35 protein-coding genes are annotated in these 25,849 nt (G+C 60.7%); 11 read left to right on the top strand and 24 right to left on the bottom strand.

Features of this window, described 5'->3' with window-relative positions:
• Positions 1-83: 83 nt before the first annotated feature.
• A complete protein-coding gene (locus F8O05_RS05695; RefSeq protein WP_158051801.1) occupies positions 84-1,220 on the top strand; it encodes a threonine synthase in 1,137 nt (378 codons plus the stop codon).
• Complete coding sequence (locus F8O05_RS05690) at positions 1,213-1,557, top strand: CHY zinc finger protein (RefSeq protein WP_225735766.1); 345 nt, start codon at positions 1,213-1,215, stop codon at positions 1,555-1,557. The genes F8O05_RS05695 and F8O05_RS05690 overlap by 8 nt, the downstream gene beginning before the upstream one ends.
• Here the strand turns inward: F8O05_RS05690 and F8O05_RS05685 are convergent.
• Together F8O05_RS05685 and F8O05_RS05680 are read right to left on the bottom strand one after the other, a co-directional pair.
• Positions 1,554-2,114, bottom strand: a complete 561-nt coding sequence (locus tag F8O05_RS05685) for a dihydrofolate reductase family protein (RefSeq protein WP_158051800.1) — start codon at positions 2,112-2,114, stop codon at positions 1,554-1,556. The two genes, F8O05_RS05690 and F8O05_RS05685, sit on opposite strands and share 4 nt — an antisense overlap.
• 6 nt (positions 2,115-2,120) lie before the next feature.
• Positions 2,121-2,477, bottom strand: a complete 357-nt coding sequence (locus tag F8O05_RS05680) for a carboxymuconolactone decarboxylase family protein (RefSeq protein WP_225735765.1) — start codon at positions 2,475-2,477, stop codon at positions 2,121-2,123.
• A gap of 132 nt (positions 2,478-2,609) precedes the next feature.
• Here F8O05_RS05680 and F8O05_RS05675 point away from each other — a divergent pair, with 132 nt between their 5' ends.
• Entirely contained in the window at positions 2,610-3,659 is a 1,050-nt protein-coding gene (locus F8O05_RS05675) for a tocopherol cyclase family protein (RefSeq protein WP_158051798.1), read from the top strand.
• On the opposite strand, the gene F8O05_RS05670 is transcribed toward F8O05_RS05675, so the two are convergent.
• From F8O05_RS05670 to F8O05_RS05645, 6 genes are all read right to left on the bottom strand, one after another.
• Positions 3,656-4,339, bottom strand: coding sequence for a YdeI/OmpD-associated family protein (locus tag F8O05_RS05670; RefSeq protein ID WP_158051797.1), 684 nt, complete (start codon positions 4,337-4,339; stop codon positions 3,656-3,658). The two genes, F8O05_RS05675 and F8O05_RS05670, sit on opposite strands and share 4 nt — an antisense overlap.
• A 460-nt stretch (positions 4,340-4,799) precedes the next feature.
• Positions 4,800-5,030 (bottom strand): hypothetical protein, encoded by a 231-nt coding sequence (locus tag F8O05_RS14950; protein WP_225735790.1) that lies wholly within the window; start codon positions 5,028-5,030, stop codon positions 4,800-4,802.
• A 133-nt stretch (positions 5,031-5,163) separates the two neighbouring features.
• Positions 5,164-5,862 carry an SDR family oxidoreductase gene (locus tag F8O05_RS05660; protein WP_158051796.1) on the bottom strand — a complete coding sequence of 233 codons (699 nt, stop codon included), beginning with the start codon at positions 5,860-5,862 and terminating at the stop codon, positions 5,164-5,166.
• A gap of 19 nt (positions 5,863-5,881) precedes the next feature.
• Positions 5,882-6,250, bottom strand: a complete 369-nt coding sequence (locus tag F8O05_RS05655) for a zinc ribbon domain-containing protein YjdM (protein ID WP_158051795.1) — start codon at positions 6,248-6,250, stop codon at positions 5,882-5,884.
• A gap of 51 nt (positions 6,251-6,301) precedes the next feature.
• On the bottom strand, positions 6,302-6,745 hold the full coding sequence (locus F8O05_RS05650; RefSeq protein WP_158051794.1) for a YtoQ family protein: 444 nt from the start codon (positions 6,743-6,745) through the stop codon (positions 6,302-6,304).
• Between the two features lie 64 nt (positions 6,746-6,809).
• A complete protein-coding gene (locus F8O05_RS05645; RefSeq protein WP_158051793.1) occupies positions 6,810-7,082 on the bottom strand; it encodes a hypothetical protein in 273 nt (90 codons plus the stop codon).
• A gap of 266 nt (positions 7,083-7,348) precedes the next feature.
• Here F8O05_RS05645 and F8O05_RS05640 point away from each other — a divergent pair, with 266 nt between their 5' ends.
• Together F8O05_RS05640 and F8O05_RS05635 are read left to right on the top strand one after the other, a co-directional pair.
• A complete protein-coding gene (locus F8O05_RS05640) occupies positions 7,349-8,728 on the top strand; it encodes a hemolysin family protein (protein ID WP_318655810.1) in 1,380 nt (459 codons plus the stop codon).
• Complete coding sequence (locus tag F8O05_RS05635) at positions 8,725-9,744, top strand: CNNM domain-containing protein (RefSeq protein ID WP_158051791.1); 1,020 nt, start codon at positions 8,725-8,727, stop codon at positions 9,742-9,744. Before F8O05_RS05640 ends, F8O05_RS05635 begins: the two co-directional genes overlap by 4 nt.
• Positions 9,745-9,768: 24 nt before the next feature.
• Here the strand turns inward: F8O05_RS05635 and F8O05_RS05630 are convergent, their stop codons facing one another.
• The 4 genes from F8O05_RS05630 to F8O05_RS05610 form a co-directional block, all read right to left on the bottom strand.
• Positions 9,769-10,917 (bottom strand): DUF2207 domain-containing protein, encoded by a 1,149-nt coding sequence (locus F8O05_RS05630; protein ID WP_158051790.1) that lies wholly within the window; start codon positions 10,915-10,917, stop codon positions 9,769-9,771.
• An 8-nt stretch (positions 10,918-10,925) separates the two neighbouring features.
• A complete protein-coding gene (locus F8O05_RS05625; protein WP_225735764.1) occupies positions 10,926-11,819 on the bottom strand; it encodes a M23 family metallopeptidase in 894 nt (297 codons plus the stop codon).
• Between the two features lie 571 nt (positions 11,820-12,390).
• Complete coding sequence (locus F8O05_RS05615) at positions 12,391-13,233, bottom strand: ABC transporter ATP-binding protein (RefSeq protein ID WP_158052079.1); 843 nt, start codon at positions 13,231-13,233, stop codon at positions 12,391-12,393.
• Between the two features lie 38 nt (positions 13,234-13,271).
• Entirely contained in the window at positions 13,272-13,742 is a 471-nt protein-coding gene (locus tag F8O05_RS05610) for an iron chelate uptake ABC transporter family permease subunit (protein ID WP_225735763.1), read from the bottom strand.
• A gap of 25 nt (positions 13,743-13,767) precedes the next feature.
• Here F8O05_RS05610 and F8O05_RS05605 point away from each other — a divergent pair, with 25 nt between their 5' ends.
• Complete coding sequence (locus F8O05_RS05605) at positions 13,768-14,811, top strand: alpha/beta hydrolase (RefSeq protein ID WP_192497051.1); 1,044 nt, start codon at positions 13,768-13,770, stop codon at positions 14,809-14,811.
• Positions 14,812-14,888: 77 nt separating this feature from the next.
• Here the strand turns inward: F8O05_RS05605 and F8O05_RS05600 are convergent, their stop codons facing one another.
• Positions 14,889-15,710 (bottom strand): siderophore-interacting protein, encoded by an 822-nt coding sequence (locus tag F8O05_RS05600; RefSeq protein ID WP_225735762.1) that lies wholly within the window; start codon positions 15,708-15,710, stop codon positions 14,889-14,891.
• Between the two features lie 148 nt (positions 15,711-15,858).
• Positions 15,859-16,620, bottom strand: coding sequence for an alpha/beta fold hydrolase (locus F8O05_RS05595; RefSeq protein ID WP_225735761.1), 762 nt, complete (start codon positions 16,618-16,620; stop codon positions 15,859-15,861).
• Between the two features lie 531 nt (positions 16,621-17,151).
• Between F8O05_RS05595 and F8O05_RS05590 the strand changes: the two genes are divergently transcribed.
• Positions 17,152-17,346, top strand: coding sequence for a hypothetical protein (locus F8O05_RS05590; RefSeq protein WP_158051788.1), 195 nt, complete (start codon positions 17,152-17,154; stop codon positions 17,344-17,346).
• A gap of 385 nt (positions 17,347-17,731) precedes the next feature.
• On the top strand, positions 17,732-17,947 hold the full coding sequence (locus F8O05_RS05585; protein ID WP_158051787.1) for a hypothetical protein: 216 nt from the start codon (positions 17,732-17,734) through the stop codon (positions 17,945-17,947).
• Between the two features lie 252 nt (positions 17,948-18,199).
• Here the strand turns inward: F8O05_RS05585 and F8O05_RS05580 are convergent, their stop codons facing one another.
• From F8O05_RS05580 to F8O05_RS05560, 5 genes are all read right to left on the bottom strand, one after another.
• Positions 18,200-18,709 (bottom strand): AAA family ATPase, encoded by a 510-nt coding sequence (locus F8O05_RS05580; protein WP_158051786.1) that lies wholly within the window; start codon positions 18,707-18,709, stop codon positions 18,200-18,202.
• 20 nt (positions 18,710-18,729) lie between these two features.
• The gene (locus F8O05_RS05575) at positions 18,730-19,050 is read right to left on the bottom strand and encodes a HigA family addiction module antitoxin (protein ID WP_158051785.1); all 321 of its coding nucleotides are present in this window, start codon (positions 19,048-19,050) and stop codon (positions 18,730-18,732) included.
• The gene (locus tag F8O05_RS05570) at positions 19,025-19,306 is read right to left on the bottom strand and encodes a type II toxin-antitoxin system RelE/ParE family toxin (protein ID WP_158051784.1); all 282 of its coding nucleotides are present in this window, start codon (positions 19,304-19,306) and stop codon (positions 19,025-19,027) included. Before F8O05_RS05570 ends, F8O05_RS05575 begins: the two co-directional genes overlap by 26 nt.
• A gap of 797 nt (positions 19,307-20,103) precedes the next feature.
• A complete protein-coding gene (locus F8O05_RS05565) occupies positions 20,104-20,361 on the bottom strand; it encodes a type II toxin-antitoxin system RelE family toxin (RefSeq protein ID WP_158051783.1) in 258 nt (85 codons plus the stop codon).
• A gap of 9 nt (positions 20,362-20,370) precedes the next feature.
• Positions 20,371-20,616 carry a type II toxin-antitoxin system Phd/YefM family antitoxin gene (locus F8O05_RS05560; RefSeq protein WP_158051782.1) on the bottom strand — a complete coding sequence of 82 codons (246 nt, stop codon included), beginning with the start codon at positions 20,614-20,616 and terminating at the stop codon, positions 20,371-20,373.
• 277 nt (positions 20,617-20,893) lie between these two features.
• On the opposite strand from F8O05_RS05560, the gene F8O05_RS05555 reads away from it, so the two are divergent.
• Together F8O05_RS05555 and F8O05_RS05550 are read left to right on the top strand one after the other, a co-directional pair.
• The gene (locus F8O05_RS05555) at positions 20,894-21,751 is read left to right on the top strand and encodes a MerR family transcriptional regulator (RefSeq protein ID WP_158051781.1); all 858 of its coding nucleotides are present in this window, start codon (positions 20,894-20,896) and stop codon (positions 21,749-21,751) included.
• 87 nt (positions 21,752-21,838) lie between these two features.
• Positions 21,839-22,246 (top strand): hypothetical protein, encoded by a 408-nt coding sequence (locus F8O05_RS05550; RefSeq protein ID WP_158051780.1) that lies wholly within the window; start codon positions 21,839-21,841, stop codon positions 22,244-22,246.
• Positions 22,247-22,529: 283 nt separating this feature from the next.
• Here F8O05_RS05550 and F8O05_RS05545 read toward each other — a convergent pair whose 3' ends face one another.
• From F8O05_RS05545 to F8O05_RS05525, 5 genes are all read right to left on the bottom strand, one after another.
• Positions 22,530-22,748, bottom strand: coding sequence for a hypothetical protein (locus F8O05_RS05545; protein ID WP_158051779.1), 219 nt, complete (start codon positions 22,746-22,748; stop codon positions 22,530-22,532).
• Positions 22,749-23,110: 362 nt separating this feature from the next.
• Positions 23,111-23,470 (bottom strand): hypothetical protein, encoded by a 360-nt coding sequence (locus tag F8O05_RS05540; protein ID WP_158051778.1) that lies wholly within the window; start codon positions 23,468-23,470, stop codon positions 23,111-23,113.
• Positions 23,454-23,783: a hypothetical protein gene (locus F8O05_RS05535; RefSeq protein ID WP_158051777.1), complete on the bottom strand. Its 330-nt coding sequence runs from the start codon at positions 23,781-23,783 to the stop codon at positions 23,454-23,456. Before F8O05_RS05535 ends, F8O05_RS05540 begins: the two co-directional genes overlap by 17 nt.
• A 221-nt stretch (positions 23,784-24,004) precedes the next feature.
• Positions 24,005-24,535 (bottom strand): hypothetical protein, encoded by a 531-nt coding sequence (locus tag F8O05_RS05530; protein WP_192497050.1) that lies wholly within the window; start codon positions 24,533-24,535, stop codon positions 24,005-24,007.
• Between the two features lie 166 nt (positions 24,536-24,701).
• Positions 24,702-25,082: an SMI1/KNR4 family protein gene (locus tag F8O05_RS05525; RefSeq protein WP_192497049.1), complete on the bottom strand. Its 381-nt coding sequence runs from the start codon at positions 25,080-25,082 to the stop codon at positions 24,702-24,704.
• Positions 25,083-25,362: 280 nt separating this feature from the next.
• On the opposite strand from F8O05_RS05525, the gene F8O05_RS05520 reads away from it, so the two are divergent.
• Positions 25,363-25,680 carry a GntR family transcriptional regulator gene (locus tag F8O05_RS05520; protein ID WP_225735760.1) on the top strand — a complete coding sequence of 106 codons (318 nt, stop codon included), beginning with the start codon at positions 25,363-25,365 and terminating at the stop codon, positions 25,678-25,680.
• The last annotated feature ends 169 nt before the right edge of the window (positions 25,681-25,849 follow it).

Raw genomic sequence — 25,849 nt, 5'->3', positions numbered from 1 at the left:
GTCTTAACGGTAACACTCAGCAGGAGTCTGATAAGGCGACAAATCAGGTATTCCTGCAGTAGTTCACCCGCTAGTTTGGGACGATGAGCACGTATTTGGACCCGATTGACGGCAGCACGTACGACATCGACGTGCCGCGGTGGCGGTCTGATGCTGGCCGACCGCTGTGGCTCGAGCCGGGTCGCGGCATTTCGCGCGAAGACATCGACGCTTCGGAGCCCTCGCTATGGCGCTATCGGGCGGCGCTGCCGGTCGAGATTCCTTCGCCCATTTCGCTCGGTGAGGGCCGCACGCCCCTGCTCAGGCAGGGTTGGGATGCCGCGAGCGAGTCGCTCTTCAAACTCGATTTTCTGAATCCCACCGGGAGTTTCAAAGATCGCGGCACGAGCGTCATGCTGTCCTACTTACGTCACCATGGCATCCAATCGGTGCTGGAAGACAGCTCCGGCAACGGCGGCTCCTCGGTAGCCGGTTACGGAGCCGCCGGTGGGATGCGCGTCAAGATTTTCGCGCCCGCCACGACGTCGCCGGGCAAGATCGCTCAGGTTCGTGCCTACGGCGCGGACGTGCAGTTGGTCGAAGGCCCGCGTATCGAATCCCAGCACGAGGCAATCCGGCAAGCGAGCGAGGGCGCGTTCTACGCGAGCCATAACTGGCAGGCGTTCTTCCTCCAAGGCACAAAGACCCTCGCCTATGAGCTCTGGGAGGACCTGGGTTTCCAGGCGCCCGACAATGTGATTGTGCCAGTGGGTGCGGGCAGCAGTTTGCTCGGATGCTGGCTCGGGTTCCAAGAATTGCTCGCGGCCGGGCAGATCAGGAAGTTACCGCGGCTGTTCGCCGCCCAGCCGTTCAATTGCTCCCCCGTGGACGCCGCGTTCTCCGCCGACGTTGACCGCCCGGTCGTCCCCACGATCGCAGAGGGAACGTCGATCGCAGTGCCTCTTCGACTGTCACAGATGCTTGCCGCCGTGCGCGGCACCGCGGGCGGGACCGTATCCGTCAGCGAGGCCGAGATCGTGTCGGCGCTGCGTGCCCTGTGTTCCCGCGGTCTTTTTGTTGAGCCTACGAGTGCTGTGGCGGCCGCTGGGTTCACTTCGCTCCTCGAGCGTGGCACTATTTCTCCAGCGGACAGGACGGTCGTGCTCCTCACTGGTTCAGGGCTGAAGGGTAGTTCGACCGTCAGCAAGCTACTCGAAGCGGAGGAAGTGCACAGTGACTGAGCAATCAATACCGAGCTTCGTCGAAGGGATCCCCGTCTACGGCGGTGATGCCTGGACACGCTGCAAGCATTATCACCAAGACATCGACATCATCGCGATCAAGCACGTGTGCTGCAATCAGTACTACCCCTGCCACCTCTGCCACGAAGAACTCGCTGACCATCCCGCTGTCCCCTGGCCTGCATCCCGCTTCGATGATGAAGCAGTGTTATGCGGATCCTGCGGCCGGGAAATTACGGTGACCGCGTACCTGGCGACCGCTGACTGCCCGAATTGCCAAGCTGCCTTCAACCCCGGCTGCAAGACGCACGCATCCCTCTACTTTGAAACGGACTAACCGGAACGCGTGTAGTGCAGATACACCGCACCGTTACTGAAGGTTCGTTGCTCGGCGGGTCGCAGATCGAGCCGCACGTCACTCGGGATCGCGCGCAATCCACCGCCGACGATTTTCGGCACGACAAAGAACCGGAAGTCATTTACCATCCCAGCTCGGATGGCCGGCGCGGCGGTGGTCGGGCCGAAGATCTCCACCTCTTTGGGCGCGTTTCTGACGATCTGTTCAAGCTCCGCGAGCGAAAGTTGGGGCACGAGTCGCGCCCGTTTCGACACCAAGTCGCTGGGCGCGAGGGTTGAGGAGGCGACGATGTGGTCGATATCGCGCCAGCGTCTGGCAAACTCCCACTCCGCTTCACCCCAGGACTCGTCGTCGCGCTCCCAATAGGTCATCAGCTGGTATGTTTTGCGGCCCAGCACCTCGGCGGAGACATCAAACATCCGGTCAATGTGCGCTTGGAAAACCTCGTCAGTCGGCGCCGACCAGTCAAACTCGCCGTTCGCATCCGCGGCATAGCCATCAACCGAAATGGTGACGGTGTAACTCAACGTTCCCATGAGGGTTCACTCGCCTGCTGCCTTCATGCAGCGCATTGCCGCCAGCGTCTTCGGCACCCCGATATACGGCATGAGGTGCACGAAGCACTCCGCCACTTCTTCCTTGGTCATGCCCGCAACATCGATTGCCGTTTTGATGTGACCGGTGAGCTGCGGTTCCGTTCCGCCCATGGCCGCGAGCGCTGCCATGTTCAACATCTGCCGGTCACGCAACTCGATTCCGTCACGCTGATAGGTCCCACCGAAGACCGCGCCGACCACCCAATCAGATGCACCCGGGGCGAACTCGTCCAATTGCTGCTTCCACGCCGCTGCTCCCTCGGCTGACTGCGTTTGCTCGACAAATTCGTTGCCTTTTTCCATGCTCAGTTCCACAGCATCCTCCATTTCACGACGAGCCTGTCGTCTGCTTCAAAGCCTGCCCGACACCATACTCAACCCAGCCAACTCGCGGTGCTCGGACGAAACCAACCCTGCTGTGGTCTACTGCCTCGCATGGGACTCCTAGAGCGGTATCGAGGAACCGGCGCTGATTTGCCGTTCGGCTCCCCCACACGAGCACACCGGGGCGTGGCGATGGAGGGCTACTTCTGGCGAATCACCGATCCTGAATCCGGTCGGGTCTTGATCGCGCTGTGCGGCGCCAATCTCGGACCGCGCGGGCCGTGGGCGACAGTTGGCCTCGCGGCTTGGCCCGCCGGATTCGTGCATACGGATGCGCTGGTCGGGTCATGGACGGACCCGCACGGTTTGGGGGTTCGCGCTGGCGTCTCGGACGAAAATTCCTCCAGTTTCGAGGGAAACGACCGCTTCTTGCGTGTGAACCTCGGCCCGGATGCTCGGCTCGATCTCGAGTTTGACGCACTTGACCCGTGGCCACGTCGAAGACTTGGCGGTTCGAGCGTGTTTCAGGTGATTCCTAATCTCAACCAGTATTGGCATCCCTGGCTGTTGAGTGGACGAGCATCTGGCATCGCCGTCGTGGGAGGCGAAACCTGGCAGTTCAACAATGCGCGCGTTTACGCCGAAAAGAACTGGGGCCGTGAGGGCTTTCCAGAGTCTTGGTGGTGGGGCCAGGCCCAAGGGTTCAAAGAGCCCGGTGCTTGTGTCGCGTTCGCCGGAGGCCTAGTGACCACCGGCCGGATGCGGGTTGAGGTTACGGCGCTCGTAGTGCGCCTTCCAAATGGTCGCGTGATTCGGTTGGGTGATCCTGTGGTGAGTCCCGTGCGGACGCGCACCTGGGATGAGCGCTGGCGGCTTTCCGGGCGCGGTTTTGGATGGCGCATCGCGGTCACCGCGAGCGCTCCGCTTAGTCAGGCCTACATCCTGCCGGTGCCGCTACCGAGCGAGCATCGCAATGTGCCGGGTGACCTCGAACACCTTGTAGGTGATCTCGAGGTAACCGTGTACCGTTTCGGCCGCTTGGTCTGGCGCGGACAAACTCGGTTGGCCGCGCTCGAACACGGTGGCCTTGACCGTGCGCGCCAAGAACTGCGGCGCCGCGGCCTCGACGAGTCCCAGCCATCGGCGCCGCCAATCCTCTAGACCGACTGATCTTGTCCATTCATTGTTCGTTGGGCCGCAGATGCCGCGCGGGTGAGCCAGGCCGGTGTACGTCCGGGACGCTGGGGCGGAATGAGTTCACCCGCTTCGCAACAAGTGACAAGCTGCCGCGCGCGGCGCTCCCGCGTAGTCTGCTGTTTCGCTGCCACGATCCAGTGGCGCACGGCCTTGAGATAACCGGCGGTGGCTTCGGCGAGGAATGCGACGCATCCGGGAGACGAATCGACGATTGCCTGGAGCTCCGAAGTAAGGTCCGCATCCGGATTCTCATGCGAGTAGATACCAGACCGGTCGGTGGAGCGACGTTCGAACGCTGCGATGCCAGATGGATGCATACGTCCCTCGGCCGTGAGTCGCTCGACATGCGCGATGTTCACCTTCGACCAGGTACTCCGAGCCGCGCGCGGGGTCCAGCGTTGCCGGCGACTATCGTCATTGATCCGTTGCGACACCGAGTCGATCCATCCGAAGCACAGCGCCTCAATCACCGCATCGGCCCAAGTGAGACCGCGATCTTCGACGTGTGCCCGCCTGATTTCCATCCAGAGTTCGGTTTCGGTGTCGTGATGGCGCTCGAGCCACGCGCGAAACTCGCCGGCGTCACGAAAGAAGATTGCCGGATGCTCAGTGGAACCGCCGGGGCTACCGGCGTCAGCAGACATGGACTAAGGCTACTAGCCGAATGCCCAGCGCTACCACCTTGTATGCAGGGCGTGCCAGTGCGTCCATTAATCCGTGACCCGCACCGTCAATGCTGACTATCTCGTTGTGGGTGCCGGAGCCATCGGAATGGCGTTTACCGATGCCCTGATCGACCACGCCGATGGGGCGCGAGTAGCAATGGTCGACCGACGCCATGGCGCAGGCGGGCACTGGCTAGAGGCGTATCCGTTCGTACGGCTCCATCAGGCCTCGCTGTTCTACGGGGTCGCGTCCACGCCACTCGGTGACGGTCTTGTGCAGCATCGCGGACCGGAAACTGGCCTGTATGAACGTGCGAGCAAATTCGAAGTATGCGCCTACTACGAAAGCATTCTGAATAATCGGTTCCTTGAATCTGACCGCGTGGAGCTCTTCTCCGCGTGTGAGTATCTCGGCGACCGAACGTTCGTTTCGCTTGTCTCAGGCGAACAATTTGAAGTCCCCGAGCGCTGCCGGATTGTCGACGCGCACTATCTTGCCCCGCGCATCCCTGCGGAGACCCGACCACCGTTCGACGTTGCTGACGATGCTGACGATGCTCGAGTCATCCCGGTCAATGATCTGGCTCGTCTCGGGCACTCTGCCGACGAATACGTGGTCGTCGGCTCCGGCCAGACCGCGACGGATGCGTGCGTCTGGTTGCTTTCGCACGGGGTCGATCCAAACTCGATTTGTTGGATCCGGCCGCGAGAGCCGTGGATGCTGAATCGTGCCATGGTGCAACCGGCTGACGGCCCTCGCAGGGCTCTAAGCGGAGTCGGAGTCGGAGTCGGTCCGCGCCAACTTAGCCATTCGCGGTGCCGGGCCGGACCTGCAGGTCCGTCACCTGCGCATCCCGAGGCAAGTCAAGTGCCGCCAGGATCGTGGTCGCGACCGACTCTGGATCGATGAGCCCAGTCGTGTCGTATTCGCGTCCTTCTTGCTGGAACACGCGCTGCTGCATTGGTGTGTCGGTACGTCCGGGATATACCGAGGTCACCCGCACACCGTGGTCGCGTTCTTCTGTTCGTAGTGCGTCGGCGAGCGCTTTGAGCCCGTGCTTCGACGCCGCGTAGGCGCCCCAATCAGGTGAAGTCCGCAGCCCCGCACCAGAGTTCACGAACACTACCTGGCCGTGTGCCGCACGGATCTGCGGCAGCACGAGCCTCGTGAGCTCGGCTGGCCCAATCAGGTTGACCGCCATGGTTCGTTCCCAGACATCGACCGAGGTCATGGCCACTCGACCAAGGTCAACGACACCTGCGATGTGCAGCACGCTGTCGATGCGTGCGGGCACTTGCTGCTGCGTCAATGCGTCCCCCAACTTCGAGGGCACTGCCAAATCACCAACCAGGGTCGCAGCCCCGGGGAACTCTTCGGCAAGCTGCTCGGCGCGAGCGCTATCGCGGGCGAGCAACACGAGGCCGTCACCCCGGCCAAGGAGCTTTCGGGTGACTGCTGCGCCGATACCGGAACCAGCACCGGTTACAAGATGAAGAGGCATGCACTAATCCTCACACGGTTCAGAGAACCTTCTTCACGACACTCGACTTGAGTTGCATGCGCCCGAACCCGGGGACCGTGGCATCGATATCGTGACCGTCACCGCTGTCAGCGATGAGGCGGATCCCCTTGACTTTGGTGCCGACCTTTAGGGTGCCACCACCTGCGCCCTTGACTTTGAGGTCCTTGGCGATCGTGACCGTGTCGCCGTCGGCAAGCGGATTGCCAACAGCATCCGTGATCGCCCGCTCCGTCTCGGCCGATTCCGTATCGGAGCTCGCGGCATCCGCAGACCATTCATGACCACACATTGGGCACACCAGCAGCGCGCCTTGCTCATAGGTGTATGACTCCGCACACTCAGTGCAGGCCGGCAATACCTCAGACATTGACTCTCGTTTCTTGTTAATGGTGCTGTTGCGTCAATCGCGCTTGCCTCATTACGAGGCTTGGAGCACGTACCGCAGCGTCTCCACGACTTGATCGGTTGTTGTGCACCAGGCCTGCGCCTCGGCATCGACTTCCTTGAGCGCATGCACGATGTTCGCATCGTGCAGCGTCACGTATGGCTTGCCGAGCGCGGCACAATAGCCCGCATCAAATGCGGCGTTCCATTGCTTGTACTGATCGCCGAAGCGCACCACCACCAAATCACTCTGTTGGATCAAGGTGCGGGTGCGAATCGCATTCACTTTGGCGGATTGATGATCCCGCCAGAACTGGGTACCGGTTTCTCCGAGGTGATCACCAGCGGCGTCGCTTGCGGGATGGTCCGTCACCGGCGCAGTGAAGGTGACGTCAAGTCCCGCGGATTCAGCGCCGCGACGGATCTGGTCGCGCCAATCGGAGTGGATCTCGCCAGAAAGGTAAACGGTGAAAGTCATGCTTCAAAGCTCCTGTCTCGGTGCACAATTGGATCGATTCCCTCGACCCCTTACCCTAGCGAGGTCAGGCGCGCACTAAGTAGGTGCGGATGTGGACGATTTTTGCGGTTTTGGCCACGCCTGAAAAACGGAACACATGGCAGAAATCGATGCTCTGTGCACCCGCGAGCATCCGCCCATTGCATGACGAAGCCCGGCCGTGATTGATCGCGGTAAAGACCTCAATTTCTTGGATGTCCTGCGGGAACGAAAGGGCCGTCTCTGCATCGAGCTCAGGCTCCCCGAAAATGTCCCACCGCACATCATCAGCAAGCAACGGCCGGAGACTTTCGGTCATCCCGGCTGCCCAGTCCACTGAGAACTGACTCACGAGGAGGTTCCGGGGTGAGTTCCCGCAATCATCGGGCACAGTAATCTGCATGACGCCAACCGTAAGGCATGACGTTAAAAACTGTGAGTGGTGAAAGCCCCCTAGAATTGACACGCCCACCCGTGCCCTAGAGAAAGAACACCCGTGAGCGTGCCACTTGCCTCCGACGACCAGGAGGGTCGAGATCTCGACCCCTGTGACGTGAGAGGGGGTGAAACTCTGTGCTAGAAGCAGTGCTTACTCTGCTCCTTGGGATTCTCCTCACCCTTGCCATTATCGTTGCGTGCGGGTTCTTTGTTGCCCAAGAATTCGCCTACATGTCCGTGGATCGTTCCCGCATGGCCGCAAAAGCTGAGAAAGGCGATGCCCAAGCAAACCGTGTCCTTGCGATCACCAAGCGCACGTCCTTCATGCTTTCCGGCGCGCAACTCGGCATTACCGTCACGGGACTCATGATTGGTTACGTCGCCGAACCACTAATTGGCGAGTCCATCGGCACGCTGCTGGGCGGGGCTGGCCTCGACCCGGCCATCTCGGTGCTGATAGGAACGATCGCGGCGCTATTGCTGGCCACGATCGTCACGATGATCTTCGGCGAGCTTTACCCGAAAAACCTTGCGATCGCGAGTCCGGAACCGCTCGCTCGAGCTCTCGCAGTCCCGACACGCATCTATCTCATGCTCTTCGGTTGGATGATTACGCTCTTCGACAAAGCTGCAAACGCACTGTTGCGACTTTTCAGAATCGAACCCCTCGAGGATGTGGATGAAAGCGCCACCGCACGTGACTTAGAAGCCATCATCCAGGAGTCTCGCGCGAGTGGCGATCTCTCCGAGGATCTATCGAAAGTCATCGACCGAATTCTCGATTTCCCCCAACGAGATGTCGAACACGCAATGGTGCCCCGTTCCCGTGCGGATTCGATCTCACCCGAGACAACGGTCGCCGAGGTGCGTGCGTTGATGGCTACCGGACATACGCGATACCCCGTGGTGGGCGAAGAAGATTCTCCCGTGGGAGTCGTAGAACTCATTGATCTTCTCCGCTTGGAAGTTGAAGATGATGCCGCCGTATCGAAAGTGATGCGCGAAGCAGTCGTCCTGCCAACCTCCATGTTGCTGCCCATGGCACTGGAACGGATGCGCCAGACCCGAAATGAGCTCGCCTGTGTCGTTGACGAGTACGGCAATTTCGATGGCATCCTCACCATTGAAGACCTCACCGAGGAAGTTGTTGGCGAGATCGCGGACGAGCACGACCTTCATATGCCAGAGGTCGTGAGCATGGGCGATCGGCTCTGGTCGCTTCCAGGTGACGTGCATCTCGATGAGGTGGAACGGCTAATCGGCCACGAGTTAGATCGGCACGACTCCGAAACCATCTCTGGGCTAATTGTCGCCGAATACGGCGATCTCATGCCTGTTAATGCAACCGTGCGGATCGACATTCCTGAACGATTTTCTGAGACGGTACAGGGTTTGCGTGTCGAGCGCTGGCTCGACATCACAGTCACGGAGGTAACACGCCTGGTGCCGTCACAGGTAACTGTGCAGCTGCACGAGACCAATCTCGATGAGCCATCCGTTCTTTCCGACGAAGGGACGATCCGATGAGCTGGTGGGTAGTAACAATCATTACGATCGCGCTGATCGTTGCGAGCGCATTCTTCGTCATCGTCGAGTTCGCGCTGCTTGCAGCACGCCGACACCGGCTAGAAGAAGAAGCGGATAAGAGTGCTGCGGCCCGCTCTGCACTCCGAGGCATGAACGAACTCACGGTGATGCTCGCGTTTGCACAGCTCGGCATCACCGCCTGCACATTCCTCCTCGGCGCTGTGACGAAACCAGCCATCGACTACGCTCTCTCCCCCGTATTCGAGGAGTGGGGCCTGCCGTACGTTCTAGCTGATGTCATTGCATTCGTGCTGGCGCTCATCGTTGTCACGTTCTTGCATCTGGTCATCGGCGAAATGGCGCCGAAATCATGGGCAATCGCCCACCCTGAAACAGCCGCCAAGGCAACCAGCATTCTCGCGCGCGCGATGACCTGGCCCCTGCGACCGTTTCTGCTCTGGATCAATCGCATCGCAAACAAGCTCGTAAAGGCATCCGGCGTTGAGCCCGTCGAAAAAGCCGCCGTGGGCGGGCAGGATGCAGACACCATCCGTGAACTGGTAGCTCATTCCCGCACGGTTGGAACGCTCGAACAGGAGTACTCCGAGCCAATCGCGAAAGCGATCGCGCTCAGCACACTTACTGTCGGTGACGTTGTTCGTACCGATCGGAGACCAACTTTCGTCCCGATGGGTGCGACCGCGGCCGATGTTCAAAGAGTCGCAGCGGCAACAGGCCATCTGCGCATCCTGGTTGGAAAAGGACCATCAGCTCGTGTCGCGCATGTGCGAGACACCCTTACTGCTGCGCCGAGTACCCCAGCGCTTGAGTTGGCCCGCGAAGCGCTCGTCGTGTCACCGGACGCCTCAGCACATGACGCACTCGCGCACCTGCGGAAGAACCGTGTGCAGCTCGCGACCGTAGTCGCCGACGAGCAGCTCGTCGGCGTAATAACGCTCGACGACCTCCTGCGAGAAATGCTTCCCGCTTCTACCGCCGTCGAGGCAGGCCGCTAACCAGGCAATCCGCTATTTTTACCGCTATCCGCGGGCGAAAAGCGACAGCACGCTGCCGATGAAGCGCGCAATCTGCAGCACAATGGAAATCGCCTGGAACACGGCGGCAACGCCATTGAGAGTGGATTCCAACGCATGCAGGTTCTGCACGGAGACATCGGCGCTCCCAAGCTGTTGGAATTCACGTTGCCATTGCTTCTCGCACCTGAACAGCACTGCATACGGAAGTAACTTCTCGATCAACAAGTACCGATCAAGCTCCGTCTGCGCAACCACGTCATCAGTGATCGGCGCCGGTCTCAATCCGAGTGCCTTACCGCCCGGTGTGAGCGCGCCTGCGGGCAAGCGGAGTGCTCCTTGAGGAGATTGCAATACGCGCAACCGGTCTTGTTCGGCCAATCGCACATAATCACGGAGCCCGGACAGGTAACGTCTCAGTTCCCGCCCCAACGGCGTGAACCGCAGTAACGGAGGCGGAGCAATCATGAGCACACCGAATAACGCAACCGCGACGAGTACGATTACGATCGCTCCGCTCCACTCTCCTTGGACGATCGCACCGATGACGAGCAAAAAGCCAATTATGCAGACGGCGAGGAATAACAGGGAGAGCAGGTAGAGATGAACGCTCACCGGCCGTTTGTGAGTTAGACCACCGCTGACGAGTTCTCTTCGAACCGCATCGAAATAATTCGACAGCCCGGTTCGCTGTTGTAGACGAAAAGCGCCCCTACCTTTGAGGAAGTAGATGTCGGGAGCTTTTTCCGGAACCTGGACATGAATACCGATTTCCTTAAGCGCTTCGAGATAACGGCGCCGCCGCCTCCCGATGAGCGCTGGCCGCAAGGCTTGGAGGAAGCGAAGGTCATCGGGAGTGAGCTCCACGTTAGGCCGTACTTCCAGGGCAATTGGCCCGCGAGCGCCCGGCATTGTAAGGAGGCGCACTTTTCTCGTAACGACGAGCTCAATGATAGCGGCAGCGAGGACTCTGCGGTCCGCGCGCACCGCGAGTCCGTGGTGGATTACGCTCCCAGCGGGCGGCACATAATGCACAACTTGGGACCGCGGCAGATGCTTCACGAACGGGCCGGTCATCACGACAATGAGGAGCGCGATCAGCACAAGCACTACGCCTATCGCGACAAAACCAAATAACCGGGATAATTCCATCATGAGCGAGATCACATGGTATCGCCCAGTCCGATGGCAGCCCCGAAGGCCCCTCCATCGGACTGTGTGGCGAGGTATTCCCCGTTCGCAGGAAGCACCGTGGCGGCAGATTCGTCACCGACTGTGACATTCTCGAACACCATCGGGACCCCTTGGCCGGTCCAGAACGACGCGCGATCCATAAGCTGCGCATGCACGTGTGGTTCGCTGCTGTTGCCCGAGTTACCGCAATAGCCCACGAGGACACCCGCGGCGATGCGATCACCTACCGACACCGCCAGAGATCCCTGCTTCAGGTGAGCGACCACTGCATAGACTCCCTCGTCACCACGAATGACGACATGGTTACCGACCACACACCCTGGACCGCCCAACTCCCGAAAGGCGCCTTCAATCATCATGTAGGCAACGCCCCAGGCGTTCGATCGGGCGCGGTGGTCCCGCCGCCAACCGGAAGCACGCACCACCGTCCCCTCGATCATGGAGTACACGGGTTGCCCGAACGCTGGGTACTCGTTCGGTTCCCTCATCATCGCCCGACCAAACTCGGGACGAGGCGCATGGACGTCGTCATACACGAGGTCTATCGCGTAAGCCTGACCGTAAGCGCGAACACCATGGCTCGGTACGGCAGACGCCGGGCTGTTCAACGCCTGCCATCTTCCCATCACTGGGACGCGCACCGAGCGTGACAGGACCTGGGGCAGAACACGAGGCCCCGAATACGTCAGCACCACACAGAGCGCGGCCAGTGCCATTGCAGCCCATACCAGCGCATTCCGATACGTTGCCACCGTTTCCAGTGTGAGGAACCGGCCAAACAATGCGTTACCGATGAGAATCCCGGCCGCCAAAAAATACAACGGTCCCCGCACGCGGTAAATCGCGAGTACTGCGCGTTTCACCGCTCCGCTCCCGTCAGGCAAGCAAGCAGTGGGACTACGCGGGCCGCAGGAACCTCATAGCTGCCACGGCCACTCTGCCGCACCCATCCAGCTGCCACAAGCTGCCGTAGGTGGTGGTGGAGTTTTCCCGTGGTTCCAAGCGACGTAATTTCAGCGAGCTCCGCAGTGCCATGTACTCCAGAAAGAATGTGACGGATAAGTTCCAGGCGGCCCGGGTGCCCGAGCGCACTAAGTGTCCCGGCCAAGTCTGACCAGTCTGTTTCGAGAAGACCGTCACTCCCAGCGCTTGGCTGCCAGGCAACTGGCGTCCCGTCTGGCAAGATGGCGCTGCCAACAATCATGACCGCACCACCGGCCGTGCGTGGATGGTCAGCAAGCCGGGCCTGCAACCCGTGCAATGCCCAGAACTGCTCTTCTTCAGATACGGGAACGGATGCTGAGGCCGGATGCTTGCCACCCTGTTCAGATTCAAGCTGTTCTACCCTCTTTGTCAGCTCAGAGAGCTTTAGTTCGAGGTCCCGCAGATTAGTAGCCACTCTCCAATATTACGATACTCCAAACAATCAGACTACTAGCCGGGTGATCGTGGATTGCGCGGATCGAGCGGGACGACGGACGGGGTATGAGTGACCGGATCAGGTATGACCAGGCAGCGTAGTCCGAAGACTCTTTCCATCAGATCTGGAGTAATGACATCAGCGGGTTCCCCAGAGGTAACGACCTCTCCCTCACGCATCACGATCAGCTGATCGGCATAGCGGGCGGCTTGGTTCAGATCATGCAGAACCGCAACGATCGTTTTCCCACGGTCATGGAAGTCACGGAACAACTCCATCAGCTCATACTGATGCGCGATGTCGAGAAACGTAGTGGGTTCGTCCAGGAGCATGATGGGCGTGTCTTGCGCAAGGAGCATGGCGACCCACACGCGCTGACGCTGCCCGCCGGATAGCTCATCGACAAGACGGTCTGAAAGGCTCTTGAGACCGGTGGCCTCTAATGCAACAGACACAGCGTCCTCATCACTCTTTCGCCATTGCTGAAAGAGAGATTGGTACGGAGCCCGGCCACGCGCCACGAGATCTGCGACACGAATCCCGTCGGGTGCCAGCGAGCTCTGAGGGAGCAACCCGAGCCGACGAGCGACCTCTTTGGACCGGTAGGAAGAAATATCCTTCCCGTCAAGCACCACTTCTCCGACGGACGGCCTGAGCACTCGTGCGAGCGAACGCAGCAACGTGGACTTCCCGCAGCCGTTCGGCCCGATGATCGCGGTGAAAGTACCATCGCGGATCTCGACGCTCAGGGCCTCCGAGATCGTGCGTTTCTCGTAACAGATCGTCGCATTCTCGACCCGAAGGCGTGCCTGCCCGCCCGCTTTAACGCCGTCGAATCCATTTAGGTCATGGACCATTCCGTTGCCTTCCTGACTACAATGGTCTGCCGAAAGACTCACCTGTCGCCTCCGTAGCGTTTGTGGGTCTCACGCATCAGCAGCCAGATGAGGTAGGTTCCACCGACGCAGACGGTGATGAGACCCACGGGTACTGGGCGATACACCTGGGCGATGAAGAGCGACACAAGGTGTGCGCTCGCCAGCAGAAAAGCTCCCATGGCGGCGGACGCTAGCAGCGAGACCCCGGGGGTGCGGGCGATCCGACGAACGAGTTGTGGGGCCGCGAGAGCGATGAAGCCGATAGGTCCGGCCGCTGCTGTGACGAGTGCCGTGGTGGCCACGCCGACGATGATCAGCGCCAGCCTGACCGGGGTCGGTCGAGTACCCAGGGTGACGGCTGCATCCTCACCCAGTTCAAGTCGCTTCAAGGCCGGCGCAAGGAGCGCAGCGGCGGATAATCGAGCACTCGTAGTTCGCGAGGCGTTGAGCCAGCCGAACCCTTCCTTCAGTGTCCTGGGCAACGACACGGACACCTGCCTCTGGACGTGGTTGGTGCAAGCTCCACAGGCCAGAGCAGTTCTGCTGTGGCTCAATCCCGTTTTCGACCACAACGCGATCGAAACCGCTGAGCTAACCCCGCTGACCGATTCCGGGTTCTGGACCATCTGTCTCCGATTCCCGGCATCGTTGCGAGCTTCCTACCGCATCGCCATCTGGGAACACGATGAGCGCCCACCGTGGCGGATTGCGGAGGGCCGGCGCGAGGTGATCGTGGCGGCGCGAGAGGCAGGTTCACCAGACCCCCGAGCAACAGAAAACACGGTCGACCCGAATGGCAGGCCCGTCTCAATCGCGCACGGACCTAAGGCTTCACAGGAGCTTTGGGATCCAACTCCCAGGCAGAAGCCGTTGTCCGAAGAAACTTCACCGAGTTCTCGCTTGGATCATCTTCCGCTGAGTGGTGGCGCAGGTGCGTGGGTGCAGGCACCTGCGGTTCACTGTCCTGCGACGCCCTTCATTATTTTGTTCGATGGCAGACGGTGGAAAGAGATGGGTTTGCCGCGGATACTGGACCAGGCGGTCGAGGTAGGTGTGCTGCCGCCAGTGCACCTCGCTCTCCTTGACGTGGGCGATCCGCGCGATCGGGGCGAACAGCTCGGGGTTCCAGGCGGGCAGGTGGATGTACTCCTTGATGAGCTCCTTCCCCAAATACGTGCACAGTGGAACGTCACACGCGAGGGAAGCGACACGATCGTTGCTGGCCAGAGCCTCGGCGGAATCGCCGCTCTGTGGACCCTGGCGCTCAGCGATGGCGAGGTCGGCCGTGCGATTGCACAATCCCCCTCTCTTTGGCGGTTCGATGTCGCAGAGCCTCTGCTTTCCGCAGCAGGCTGGACCTCGATCCAACTTCAAGCGGGTGTGCATGAGGGACACATGATCGACGCGACTCATAATCTGGAGCAAACGCTGGACTCAGACCTTCGGCTCCAGGGCCGGAAGGTTCGGCGCACTGTGTTTACCGGTGGGCATGACTGGCCAGCGTGGCGCGCTGAACTGGTCACGGCCCTGGCCGAGGTGCTTCCGGTCTCCGCTTAGTGCGTCATCTTCATCTTCCACGCGCATGCCACCGCCGCCCTTACCGGGACTCAGGAATGGCAGATTGTCGTGGGAGCTCAGTTGGCCGCGGAGCGCCCGTACCGCCAGTAGCCGACGAAGTCCACGTTGCGCTTCGGCACCTCTCGCTCCTGGACGAGGTGCCGCCTTGCTCCGGTAACCAGCGCGGACTCGCCGATGACGTGCGCATGCACCGCCCCTTCTGGCAGCGTGGCAGCTCTGAGCGCATGAAGGGCGAGTTCTCCCGGCCGATCAGGAGCCTGTGGCGACTCGTCGCGATGGACCCAGGTGATGTCCATCCCAGTGGGCGCCGAGAGCTCCTGGCGATCACCGGCGGTGGGAACTTCGATGATCGAGACGCCTCGTGCGTCGCGTGGCAGCGCGCGGCAGATGCCGGCGATCGCGGGCAGCGCCGTCTCTTCACCGACCAACAGCGTCCAGTCGTGAGGGTGGTCGGGAGTGAAGGCCAGCCCCTGGTCGAGAAATCCGGCCCGGTCGCCGACTCTGGCATCGAGCGCGAATCGTGCGGCGGGCCCGATGCTCCCATCGTGTTCGCCGTGGATGACGAAGTCGATGTCCACCTCCCCCACATCAGGCCGTGCATTCCGCACTGTGTACGCACGCACCCACGGTCGTCGTGTCTTCGGGGTCGCGAGGTACTGCAGGTACCAGCCAATCTCCGTAGTGCTGGTGGGAAGTTCCAGCACGTCCTGCCCGTCCCGCGCGAAGAAGAGCCTGCACCAGTGGTCAGCTCCGCGGACTTCGAGTCCCTCGAGACCAGCGAGCGTCAACCGCACGATACTGGGACTGATGCGTTCCTTTCGAACGACATTCGTCATCAAGAATCGGCGGTCGGACGGTGTATTCTTTTTCCTACCCACGAAGGTAAGGCTACCCTAATTTCACTTGACTCGAACGAGTGACAGGGATTCCCGCCAGTCAGCCAGTTATCGCAGCGAACCTCGACCACGTCATCGCGGTTCTTACCATCGTCCTTGGGAAGCATGTCCAATCGAAAAAGATGCAGAGCTAACCCGCCCCGCGCAGCCATTCTTGGAGTCGAACAGCAAGTCTTTCGGGCTGCTGAAATGGGATGCCATGCCCACAGGATTCAACAACGACAATCTCGCTTCTGCTGTGAGCCTCCGCTAAGAGCTGTGCGGACTTCCTCATCAGCACACGCTCACGCTCCCCCACCATGACGAGTGAACGACCGGGGAATGCTGACCACCCCGGGGGGACCGTGAACTTCAGGTTCTCCCCCACGGCCGCCACTAACGTATGTGCGTTAATACTCCTAGAGGTGCGCAAGTAGTCGTCCATGAGCTCGTTAGGCACAAATAGCTCTTTAGCTTGCAGCCGCGCGAATTTCTCATTTCTCGCCAGCGGAGCAGCCATGCGAAGTAAAGCGAGCGTCGCGCCCGGACACGGAGTTGGCTTTGCCTGGGCGCTAATAATTACGACATCTTGGACCAAGCGCGGATAGCGTGCCGCCAGAAGCACGGCGAGCTGCGCTCCGAGCGAGAAACCCACAACAGTTACTGGTGTCGAAGCATCTTTCTCGATCACTGTAGCGAGGATCTCGATTGTCGCGTCATGGGAACGGTAGGCCGCACCTTGACTGCGATCATGACCGGGAAGGTCTGGAATAACCAACCGATACGACGACTCAATGCGCGAAGCAAGTGGCTCCCACATCCACCCCGCGACACCGCCACCGTGGAGCAGGAGAATCGTCGACGAACCCTCTCCTCGAGTTTCAACGAGTAGATCCGATCCGTTCTCTGCCACAGACTTCAGCCTACCGATGCACGATTCCCCAGCCGCACCGTGACGCCTTCTCCGTACCTCCTGAGATCCCGCACTGCACGAGCCTCACACTTGATCAGACTTTCCAAAGCAGCCACGCCCGGTCTCTCGAAGACGAAGATACAGCGTGACCAACGAGAGCCGCCCACATATGACGACCCAGCTCACCGGAGCTGAACGCGACTACACTTGGAAGTGGAACTCGACCGCGTTACGTTGCCGAATAACCTCTGGCGAACAGCAGGAACCATACCGCGAGATCCTCGAAGTCACTTCATTCGTGCTTTACGTATGCGAGGGAGCCTCTCGACCGTGATGATCAGAACAGCACAGGCAACCCCCATGCTGAGCACGGACCAGCCCACCCATAGAGCGTCGTCCTCATCCTCTATGCGCATGCCACCGCTGCCACCTTTAGTCGGGAATCTCCACCCGACTGTGTATTCGGGGTAGAGCAGTGCGACCAGCCCCCATCCGATGAGCATGAACCAGAGCGCACAAGATGCCACTTGCATGACCAACATTCGCGTCACCGCAGACCGCGGCAGAAGCAGCAGCGCCGAAGCGATTGAGCCCACCAGCGTCACAGCACTACAGGTTGCGAACACACCCCACGCACCCCACGACAGGTACATCGCGCACCCACCGACCACCAGCATCGCCGCGGCAGCAATTATCGCCCAATGCTTCCTAGCAAGTGGGAGCTGAATACGCCCCGACCGATTCGAAACCACTCGATTACCGCCATTCACTACTGTTGACCGCCAGACAACGAGTCTAAATTCGACCACCTAGCCGCAGATACCACCTTGATATGAGGACTCTATTTTTCTCGCTTCCAGAAGCGGTGCCGCACTACCGTCCGCAGTAGTCTCAGAACGGGCTAGACCAGCTCTGCCGCTCGATCGACGAGCGCAGGGAGATCCTCAGGCAAAACGGTTATGGCATTGGACCTCAGGTCGGCACCGGACCACCACCGCCACTGAGTCATCGCCGCGCGTTCACATGCGGGCACGCACAGGCCCGGAGAAGCTCCGTAAAATAGATCATTCATCGAACCGACCGAAGGTATGCAGTGCAAAGCTTCACCAGTATGCGCGAATTCCATCGACCGAGAATCCGGCGGAGCACAATCCTCCTGCTCGTCAGCGTGCTGCTGCTCGCGCACCCGAATGCCAAGCACACCGTTCAGACCAAACTGCAGCGCTACCCCGCCGCCGAGTACCAGAAGCCGTTTGCCGAGGTCATTGCGACCCTCAGGTCCCGGCGGATCCAGGTGGTGGAGAGCAGGAAACACAAGCAGACCTGATAACTCCCGCGCGAGTGATGCACTGAGCCGCGAGCAGATCACAATGTTGACCCGGCAGAGACAAACACAGAGCAACGCGTGACCGACTGGAACGCCCCAGCAGGCTTACCCGGTCGGAGCGAGGCCAAAACCCCAGTTCAGATTTGCTTACTAGACGTTAAAGCGGAACTCGACGGCATTCCGGCACAGAGCAACCTCTGATGAAGTTCGGCCCGAACGCACCATGTCAGCGATGGATATCACGAGGGCCAGTCATGAACTGATGTCGCGCGTCTCGCTCCACCCCGCATCCGCGAGGACCTGCTGCAGAGCGTCAGCGGCGCTCACCGTGGCATCGAATACTGACTCATCCCGGTCTTTGCTGCGGTACCAGGACGCGACATCGGCCTCCGACACCTCCGCAGCCAATGCCTTCGTTCGATGCCGTTCGAGCGTCTCGTCGAGGTCGAGTTCATAGCAGTAGCAGCAAGTCAGACCAGCATGATCTTTTCGCAGCTGAGCGAGCATCTCGCCATAGATCTCGGAATGCAGAATGCCCTCGATCACGACGTCGAGACCGTTGTCGAGCGCGAACCGCGCCGACAGATCGATATACGGCACGCTCAACGCACCCGGATGGTCGCGAACGTGGAGGATCTCTCGCCGCAGCACGTCATGGCCGATAATCGCCACGCCGCGAGGTCGCGCAGCTCGGATCGCCTGCGCCAAATGCGACTTCCCGCTGCCCGAGTTCCCGCGAATGATGATCAGACGAGAGCTCACGGAGCCGGTCTCCCCAGAGGTCATGCGACCTTCAACGGCGTGATCGCAACGACCTTGTCGCGCAGCACTCGACGCTCGAGCCGCAGTTCATAGTTCGACTGCAGGTTCATCCAGAACTCCTCAGACGTCCCGAAGTACCGCGCCAGGCGGATCGCCGTGTCGGCGGTGATCCCCCGCTTACCGTGCACGATCTCGTTGATCCGGCGCGGCGGCACACCGATGGACACAGCAAGCTTGTTCTGCGTGATCCCGAACCCCTCGATGAAATCCTCCATCAGGATCTCTCCCGGGTGGATCGGCTCGATCAGGTCGGCCTCAGTGATAGTCGACGAGTTCGACATTATCCGCACCTCCATCTCTCCAGACGAAGCAGATCCGCCACTGGGCATTCACCCGGATGCTGTGCTGACCCCGCCGATCTCCGGCCAACTTCTCCAACCGATTCCCGGGCGGGATCCGCAGGTCGTCGACGTCCTTTGCCGCGTGAATCAGCTCGAGCTTGCGCAGCGTCGCCCGCTGCACGGTCCGATCAACACCCTTGACGTACTGCTCGTGCCAGATTCGTTCGGTGTCTTTGTTCCCGAATGATCTGATCACGAGAGCATTCTATAGCGGGAGCCGTCAATAACGCTATACGTTAAACCGGAACTCGACCACGTTCCGTAGCCGAATAACGTGTGTTGGCCAAGAGGAAAGCTGTCCTGAGCAAGCTTCGAGAGGCCCTCACGGGTCCGCAGAAGCCCGCCACGAAGGTCCGCCGCCCTTGGTCGCACACGACCGACCTCAGTCCCGGTGACGTGCTCGCCTACACCTTGCCTGACGGCCAACGCACTCTCTTCCGGGTCGCGAATCTCGACGCGCGGCGTGTGGGCACTGCTCCGATTTTGCGGCGACTGGACTGGGGCAAACCGTCGATGCCGAGCAGTCGAAAGCTGGCCAAACTGAAGCCGCTTCCGGAGACGCCGCCGAAGCCGATGGACGACAGGCGCAGCGTTTCCTTTCTTGTCGCCCGGCACCGCAAGAAGGATGAAGACTGGCGTGATGTTGGCTTCACGTGGGTTGAGCGAGTGACGCCGTCACCGAGGATGGGAACTTTGCGGCACGGTCGCACGCGACGTGGCGAGGGCTCCAGACCATTCTGGACAAGGGATTGCGAGTGTGGCGGTGGCCGGAGGAGTAAGTGCCGGGTATCGACCTCCCCGTCCAGACAGTCAAGAGCACCGCGCTGTTTGATAACCGAGCAGGTCGTCCCTGGTCAGACGTTAAATCTAAAGTCAACCGCGTTCCGAAGCCGAATAACGTCTACTTCGCGCTAGCAACGGAATGGCCTGCCTCCTCCAGAGCACAATAGGCGTCGGCTTCAGCTCGCCCATCCTGGTGACCGGCGGCCTCGATCACCGGTCGTACACGTCGCGACGATGACCGAGCGTGACAACCACGACGAGTAGCCGATCGTCTTCGACGGTGTAGAGGATGCGGTAGTTGCCGACGCGGATGCGGAAACCATCGCGACCACGGAGGACCTTCGTGCCGGGCGGTCTGGGATCAGCTGCTAAGAGCGCGATTGCGCCACGAATGCGCGCCTGATCCTGTCGATGGATGCGCTTCAGTGCGCGCACAGCGGCCGGTCGTACCTGGATCTCGTACGCCACGGATCCAGGTCACCATCCGAGGTCTGTCTTGACTTGATCCCATGGGATGTTCGGCCCCTCTTCGGCCATGGCAGTGTCGAATGCGGCAACATCCTCAGCTTCTTCGGCCGCATCTATCAGACGCTTGTACTCCGCAGTGCTGATCACCACAGCCTCGGCTTCGCCGCGACGCTCGATGAAGACAGCCTCGCGCTGAGCGGTCTCGATAACGGCAGCGAAGCCCTTGCGCGCCTCAGAGGCGGCGATAGTGAACATGATCCGATTGTACAAGACTGACACCGAGATGTACATGCCCTTAGCATCCGTGCCCCACCAAGCGTGCATAAAATAGGCCGCGCAGGGCATCGCTCACGGATCTTCTCGGCACATTCTGCAAGACGACTGCCATGGGGCGACCGAGGAAGTAAAGGTCGACTCTTAGGATCAACCAGGCGGTTGAAGCTCCGGCGGTGAGATATTTTGAGGTGCACCTTCCGTAGCGTTCTGTGGTCCGATGGGCTCACGTCCCGCCCCGCTAAGGAAGAATCCGCTCATGCATCCGTCCCTTATTCCGCCGCGTCAGGTCACGATCGGTGACGCGGCATCGTTCGTCGGCACCACACCGGGGGCGATCCGTCACTACCACGAGACTGGCCTGCTCCCCGATCCCGAGCGAGGCAGTGACGACCGCCGCCGCTACGGTTACGACCAGGTGATCCGGCTGCTGTGGATTCGCACGATGACCGACGCCGGGATCGGCCTAGACGATATCCGTGACATCTTTGCTGACACGACTCCTGCTGGTGCTGTCAGCCACCGCGATGTGGCTGTCTTGCTGCGAATGCGCACCCCAGCTGGCAGGATGGATCTGCTCTCTGACTTCGTCACCAGCCGCCTCAAGAACCTGTCGGAGGGCTCCCTGCGCCAGACGGACCTGGACAACCTGCTGGTCATGGAGCGGATCTTCAGCCCGCTCGGTGCGGCCATCAACGCCGCCCGTTACATCGCCTTGGCCACCCACCCGGGTCTGCGGGAGGAATCCGACCGCGTTGAGGCCGCCGAGGAGGCACTCGATGACACGATCGCTGTCGACGACGCCCGCGTGGCACAGGTGGCTGCCGAGCGGCATGCCTTCGAACAGGCTTTGAATGCCGTCATCGAGGATTCCGGTTTGGCGGAAGACGATGATGCGATTTTCGACTCCTGGGACGCTCTGCACCCCGCTCCCGCCGATGAAGGCGAAAACGAGGCCGGCCAAGGCTCTGGCACGGGGCAAGAGTCCATGAGCGTCATCCAAGCCATCGGGAAGATGCCCTACGACTACTCCCCGGCCCGCGTGCGTTGCGTGGAATTGGCCGAAGAACTCGCCGCCTCAGTTGCCGTCAGCCGACCGACCTGCGTTGAACATTGAAGCGAAAGGCGACAACGTTCCGTTACTGAATAACCTTTGGCCCGTCTGCTGGTTGATCTATTCGGTAAGCTCCGGAAGACTCGAGATGTGACCACCACTCGCGCCGCTTTCACTTACGCAAGCGCACTCAACCGCAACGAGCTGTTCGAGAGCCCTGGACTGCGCCGCGACGTTCCCTCCCTGCTCCATCCCGAGGAGGAAGTGCTGCTGGTGCTTCCCGGCGTCGCGGGTGACTTCCCCAACGTTATGATCGCGACCGCCACCCGGTTCCTCCTCGTCTCAGTGGCCGGACCCCTCAAGCGTGCCAAGATCCAGCGGGAAGTCCCCAGCTCGGAGGTGGAGAGCGTCCGCTACCGTCCGGGAATCCTTTCCAAGGTGAGGGCGGCTCGGACCTCGGGGCGCGACATCACTATGGTGCCGAACCGCAAGGTCGTTGCCGAGCGCTTCTCCCACGAGTTCGGCCACCTGATCCGTACCGGATCGCTGCCCTCCTGACTCCCGGCAGCGAGGGCGACGGACCCGCCAGCGCCTTGCAACGACATCACACGTTAAATCGAAAGCCGACCGAGTTGCGGCACGTACGGCCATCACGCGGTCCCGTCTCCACCGTCGACGCGCTCGCCACGACCGAGCCACTCACGAAGGCCAAGACGGGCGAGTCACCGTCCGCGCCCCGGCGGACGCACACAGAGGAACCTCTGCCTCTATTCGTCGGAGAGCCTAGTGTCCCGGTTCTAGATTCCCGGCTCTAGCTGACCAGATTCTTACCGAGCGCGGACTACCTCGAGGGCGGGAAGCCGTACTTCGACGGGTCGCCCAGTGTCGCGTCGACTGTGGGTGATGCTCGAGTCTCGTCCATGTCGACCCGACCCAGCACGTCGATCGCCCTCTGCCGGTCACCCGCCGCGATCGCCGCGTCCCACTGAGGAAGCAATCCGGCAGCACTGAGCCGCTCGTTCACAGTCATTCCGGAGTAGTCGGGGCGAGGTCTGCTCATACGAGCAAGGCTACAGTTCCACCTGTCATTGGACTTGACCACCTCGTTCGGGATCCATGTACCGCCCGTAGATGAAGCGCAGGTCGCCGTCGATGGCTGCGCTGGCGACATCGTCCGAGTCTTCACCCTTGAACGGAGCTCGACGAGCCTCGCCCAGTGGAACTGCGACACAGGAAATCAACCGTGACCTGGTACTTCTATACGTTGAACCGGAACTCCACCACGTCGCCGCACATACCAACGTATGCAACCGATGCTGCCCGTAGAGATCTCGTAAAATGATCCGTTGCTCGAACCGACCAGAAGGTATTGATCGCATGAGGGAAGCCACCTCGCGTGGGACGCAGGCGCAAAGCTCGCTCTCACCGATCATCACGGCACCGCCACCGCATCCAAGCGCTACGACCAAAGCGTTCAACTCGCCACAACGGTGCGCGGCAGCGTGCGGCCTCACTTTTGCGACGCCGGGCGTCTTCAGCCTCCGCGGCGAACTCCGCCGCATATTTGCTCTGTCCATCAAAAGCGCTAAGCAATTCACTGAGTCCGCCGATAATCACCAGGTCGATATGGATTCCGGTGATCGCACCCTGCGCATCTCTCGTCTCCAGCCCCGGAAACAACCGTTCGGGGCGAGCAATCAGGATTGCAATGTTCTCACCGTTAGTCGCCTCCGGCCGCTCCGTGAAGATAGAGCCGAGTGGCCCGTCACGTTCCGTGTCCATCCGGCCCACCCTCCTCGAATACTCCAGGGTGCACCGAGGTGGTTGGCCGGTCAGAGATGACAAGGCTCAGATAGCCCGGTCGGCTCATAAGGTCGTAGCTTTCTGGAACCCGAGCGATTGTCGTCAGCACCCGATGATCACCTGGCGGAATCGATAGCACAACGGGGGCCTGAAGCCAGATCGGGTCGCAGATGCCGAGGCTACCCGGCGGCACACGAAGCCGCCCGAGCTCTTGCATCTCAAGCGTTGCGGGCTGGCCGTCCGGAAGCCGGACCCCACCCGATCGGAGGGCGAACAGGCTGTCAATACGCACAGCGGTTTTCCTCTCGGCCCCGACGAGCGAGGCACTGGCTGAGATCGACTCAGTAGTTCCGTTGTTGGGTAGCTTCCTCGGCCACTCCGACGTACCCGCCGCTCGCCTCAACTGTTTCCACGATCTCGACGACGCGCCGAGAATCTTCCACGTCTCACTCATGCTTTCGCGTCAACTGTCACCTAGCCCACCGCTGCACGCTCGAGCAGCCCTATCCGCTATCAGTGCACCGCACTCCAGAGCGCCCAAACGGTGACGATCACAGAAATGACGATTGCCGCCCAGACCAGCGGGCCGCCAATCAGCTCTCCGAAACTGACGGACCTCCGGTAGCGTCGCGACGCCTGGATCGGCGTCAGCGGCTCACTGATGACCGTCGACGGCAACCCGCGCGATGCCAGTATCTCCACTACTCCGTGCCCTCGAGGAGTGAAGGCGAGCAAAGTGCGATCACCGTGACGGAGAAGCACTCGTGGAGTCGACGACGACCCACTCCTTGCGGGCAGGATCAGTCGCTGTAGCAGCACAACCTCATCGATCTCAGACAGCGGCACAGACCGACCCGCCCCCACGACATGCCGGACTGTGACGTGGCCTTCACCGACAGACACTTCAACGAATCGCGAGAACATCAGAGCGCCGACGATGAAGAAAACGAGGGCGACGAGACCGATCACCGAGGGCGCGACGAAAGCGCTCGGCAGTGGATCCGCCGCGGACCAGACGACCCCGATCCACGCCAGGGAAGCCACGAGTAGCACACCTGTGAATGCGAGGAACACTCGACCCGCTCGTATTGACACCCGCTAGTTCTCTTCCCGTTCGCCGAGCTTCGTTCCCTGCGCTCTCTGTGGAGACGGAACTCGACTATACGTTGAAGAGGACCTCTCCCATGTCACCGCACATGCCAGGCGATCTTCATCCGCCGCCTCGCTCAGTCAAACAAGTGCCAAGCGCAAGTAGTTCATCGAGGGATTCAGCGCCGAGCTTCATACTCTCCTCATCCATGACCCCCATGTCCACCTCATAGATGCGGCGATCACCGAGGTTCAGCAGGATCGCGTGCCCGCCGCCGTCGTCACCAATCATGAAACAGTCCGGTAAGTAGACCTGCACCTCGTAGTCCACGTTGCGCTGCACGACACCCTCAGCACCGAGAATGCTCAGATTCCCGTTGGTGTACATCCCATCCGAAATCTGGAGCAACTCCACGTATTCCCGGGGCAACGAGCCGCCATACTCGATCTCTTCCCGCTCGATGGCAGCGCGGGGTGCGGGAGGATGCAGGGTGAACGTCACACTCAGTACGCTTCTCGACAGCATCGACCAACAATCTCACACGATGAACGCATCGCGGGCAAAATGGTGCGTGAAGGCGAGGGAGAAATTGGTGACTATAACGCAGAAGGTCGCGCGAGCAAGACGATACTCTGGCGCATCCGACCCTAACCTTGCATGTCGCTCTTTACTGAGCGCGTTCACGCACGTAACACATGCGCTCTCCCGTACTACCGCGCGACTCCGCAAGCAGACTCAAGCACTCTGACCAGTACGTGTTTCCGCGAAGTACTCTGACATCGTGAGGCCCAGTGGTTCCGCGTCTTCGGGGAAGCCTATCTACGAGACCGCGAGAGGGAAGCCACTTTCGCGACGGTTCAGGTCGAAGGACAGCATCAGGAGCGGTGAACTCGAAGCCGGGCACCGACTCCCCTCCATCCGGCAGTTCGTCGGTGACCTGCGGATCGCTCCGGGCACCGTCGCACGCGCATACCGAGAGCTCGAGACCATGGGGTTGATCACGTCGAACAGAGCAGGAGGAACCCGAGTGTTACCGGGGATCTCCGTGCGGTCGCCGAGGCTTATATCCTCAGCGCGCGACGCAGCGCTGCAAGCTTGAGCGATGCGTTGAGCGCCGTTCGCACCGCGTGGGAACACGGCGCCCGTTACTTTATTGAGAGTCCTTCATCGGTGATGATTGGACTGTCGGCCAGCTAGTCCTGGCATGGTGTCTTGCCCCTGTCTAACCAATGATCCGGGGGGTGTTGCCACCAGGGCTAGTCGGCAGT

Origin of the sequence: Gulosibacter chungangensis (assembly GCF_008831155.1) — a bacterium.
Classification (GTDB): domain Bacteria; phylum Actinomycetota; class Actinomycetes; order Actinomycetales; family Microbacteriaceae; genus Gulosibacter; species Gulosibacter chungangensis.
This window is presented reverse-complemented; position numbering and strand designations above follow the sequence as displayed.

Coding starts and splice junctions, on each gene's coding strand:
- F8O05_RS05695 (WP_158051801.1), top strand. CDS start 84: ATGAGCACGTATTTGGACCCGATTGACGGCAGCACGTACGACATCGAC.
- F8O05_RS05685 (WP_158051800.1), bottom strand. CDS start 2,114: ATGGGAACGTTGAGTTACACCGTCACCATTTCGGTTGATGGCTATGCC.
- F8O05_RS05680 (WP_225735765.1), bottom strand. CDS start 2,477: ATGGAAAAAGGCAACGAATTTGTCGAGCAAACGCAGTCAGCCGAGGGA.
- F8O05_RS05675 (WP_158051798.1), top strand. CDS start 2,610: ATGGGACTCCTAGAGCGGTATCGAGGAACCGGCGCTGATTTGCCGTTC.
- F8O05_RS05670 (WP_158051797.1), bottom strand. CDS start 4,339: ATGTCTGCTGACGCCGGTAGCCCCGGCGGTTCCACTGAGCATCCGGCA.
- F8O05_RS05660 (WP_158051796.1), bottom strand. CDS start 5,862: ATGCCTCTTCATCTTGTAACCGGTGCTGGTTCCGGTATCGGCGCAGCA.
- F8O05_RS05655 (WP_158051795.1), bottom strand. CDS start 6,250: ATGTCTGAGGTATTGCCGGCCTGCACTGAGTGTGCGGAGTCATACACC.
- F8O05_RS05650 (WP_158051794.1), bottom strand. CDS start 6,745: ATGACTTTCACCGTTTACCTTTCTGGCGAGATCCACTCCGATTGGCGC.
- F8O05_RS05645 (WP_158051793.1), bottom strand. CDS start 7,082: ATGACCGAAAGTCTCCGGCCGTTGCTTGCTGATGATGTGCGGTGGGAC.
- F8O05_RS05635 (WP_158051791.1), top strand. CDS start 8,725: ATGAGCTGGTGGGTAGTAACAATCATTACGATCGCGCTGATCGTTGCG.
- F8O05_RS05630 (WP_158051790.1), bottom strand. CDS start 10,917: ATGATGGAATTATCCCGGTTATTTGGTTTTGTCGCGATAGGCGTAGTG.
- F8O05_RS05615 (WP_158052079.1), bottom strand. CDS start 13,233: ATGGTCCATGACCTAAATGGATTCGACGGCGTTAAAGCGGGCGGGCAG.
- F8O05_RS05590 (WP_158051788.1), top strand. CDS start 17,152: ATGACCAACATTCGCGTCACCGCAGACCGCGGCAGAAGCAGCAGCGCC.
- F8O05_RS05585 (WP_158051787.1), top strand. CDS start 17,732: ATGCGCGAATTCCATCGACCGAGAATCCGGCGGAGCACAATCCTCCTG.
- F8O05_RS05575 (WP_158051785.1), bottom strand. CDS start 19,050: ATGTCGAACTCGTCGACTATCACTGAGGCCGACCTGATCGAGCCGATC.
- F8O05_RS05560 (WP_158051782.1), bottom strand. CDS start 20,616: ATGTTCACTATCGCCGCCTCTGAGGCGCGCAAGGGCTTCGCTGCCGTT.
- F8O05_RS05555 (WP_158051781.1), top strand. CDS start 20,894: ATGCATCCGTCCCTTATTCCGCCGCGTCAGGTCACGATCGGTGACGCG.
- F8O05_RS05545 (WP_158051779.1), bottom strand. CDS start 22,748: ATGAGCAGACCTCGCCCCGACTACTCCGGAATGACTGTGAACGAGCGG.
- F8O05_RS05540 (WP_158051778.1), bottom strand. CDS start 23,470: ATGGACACGGAACGTGACGGGCCACTCGGCTCTATCTTCACGGAGCGG.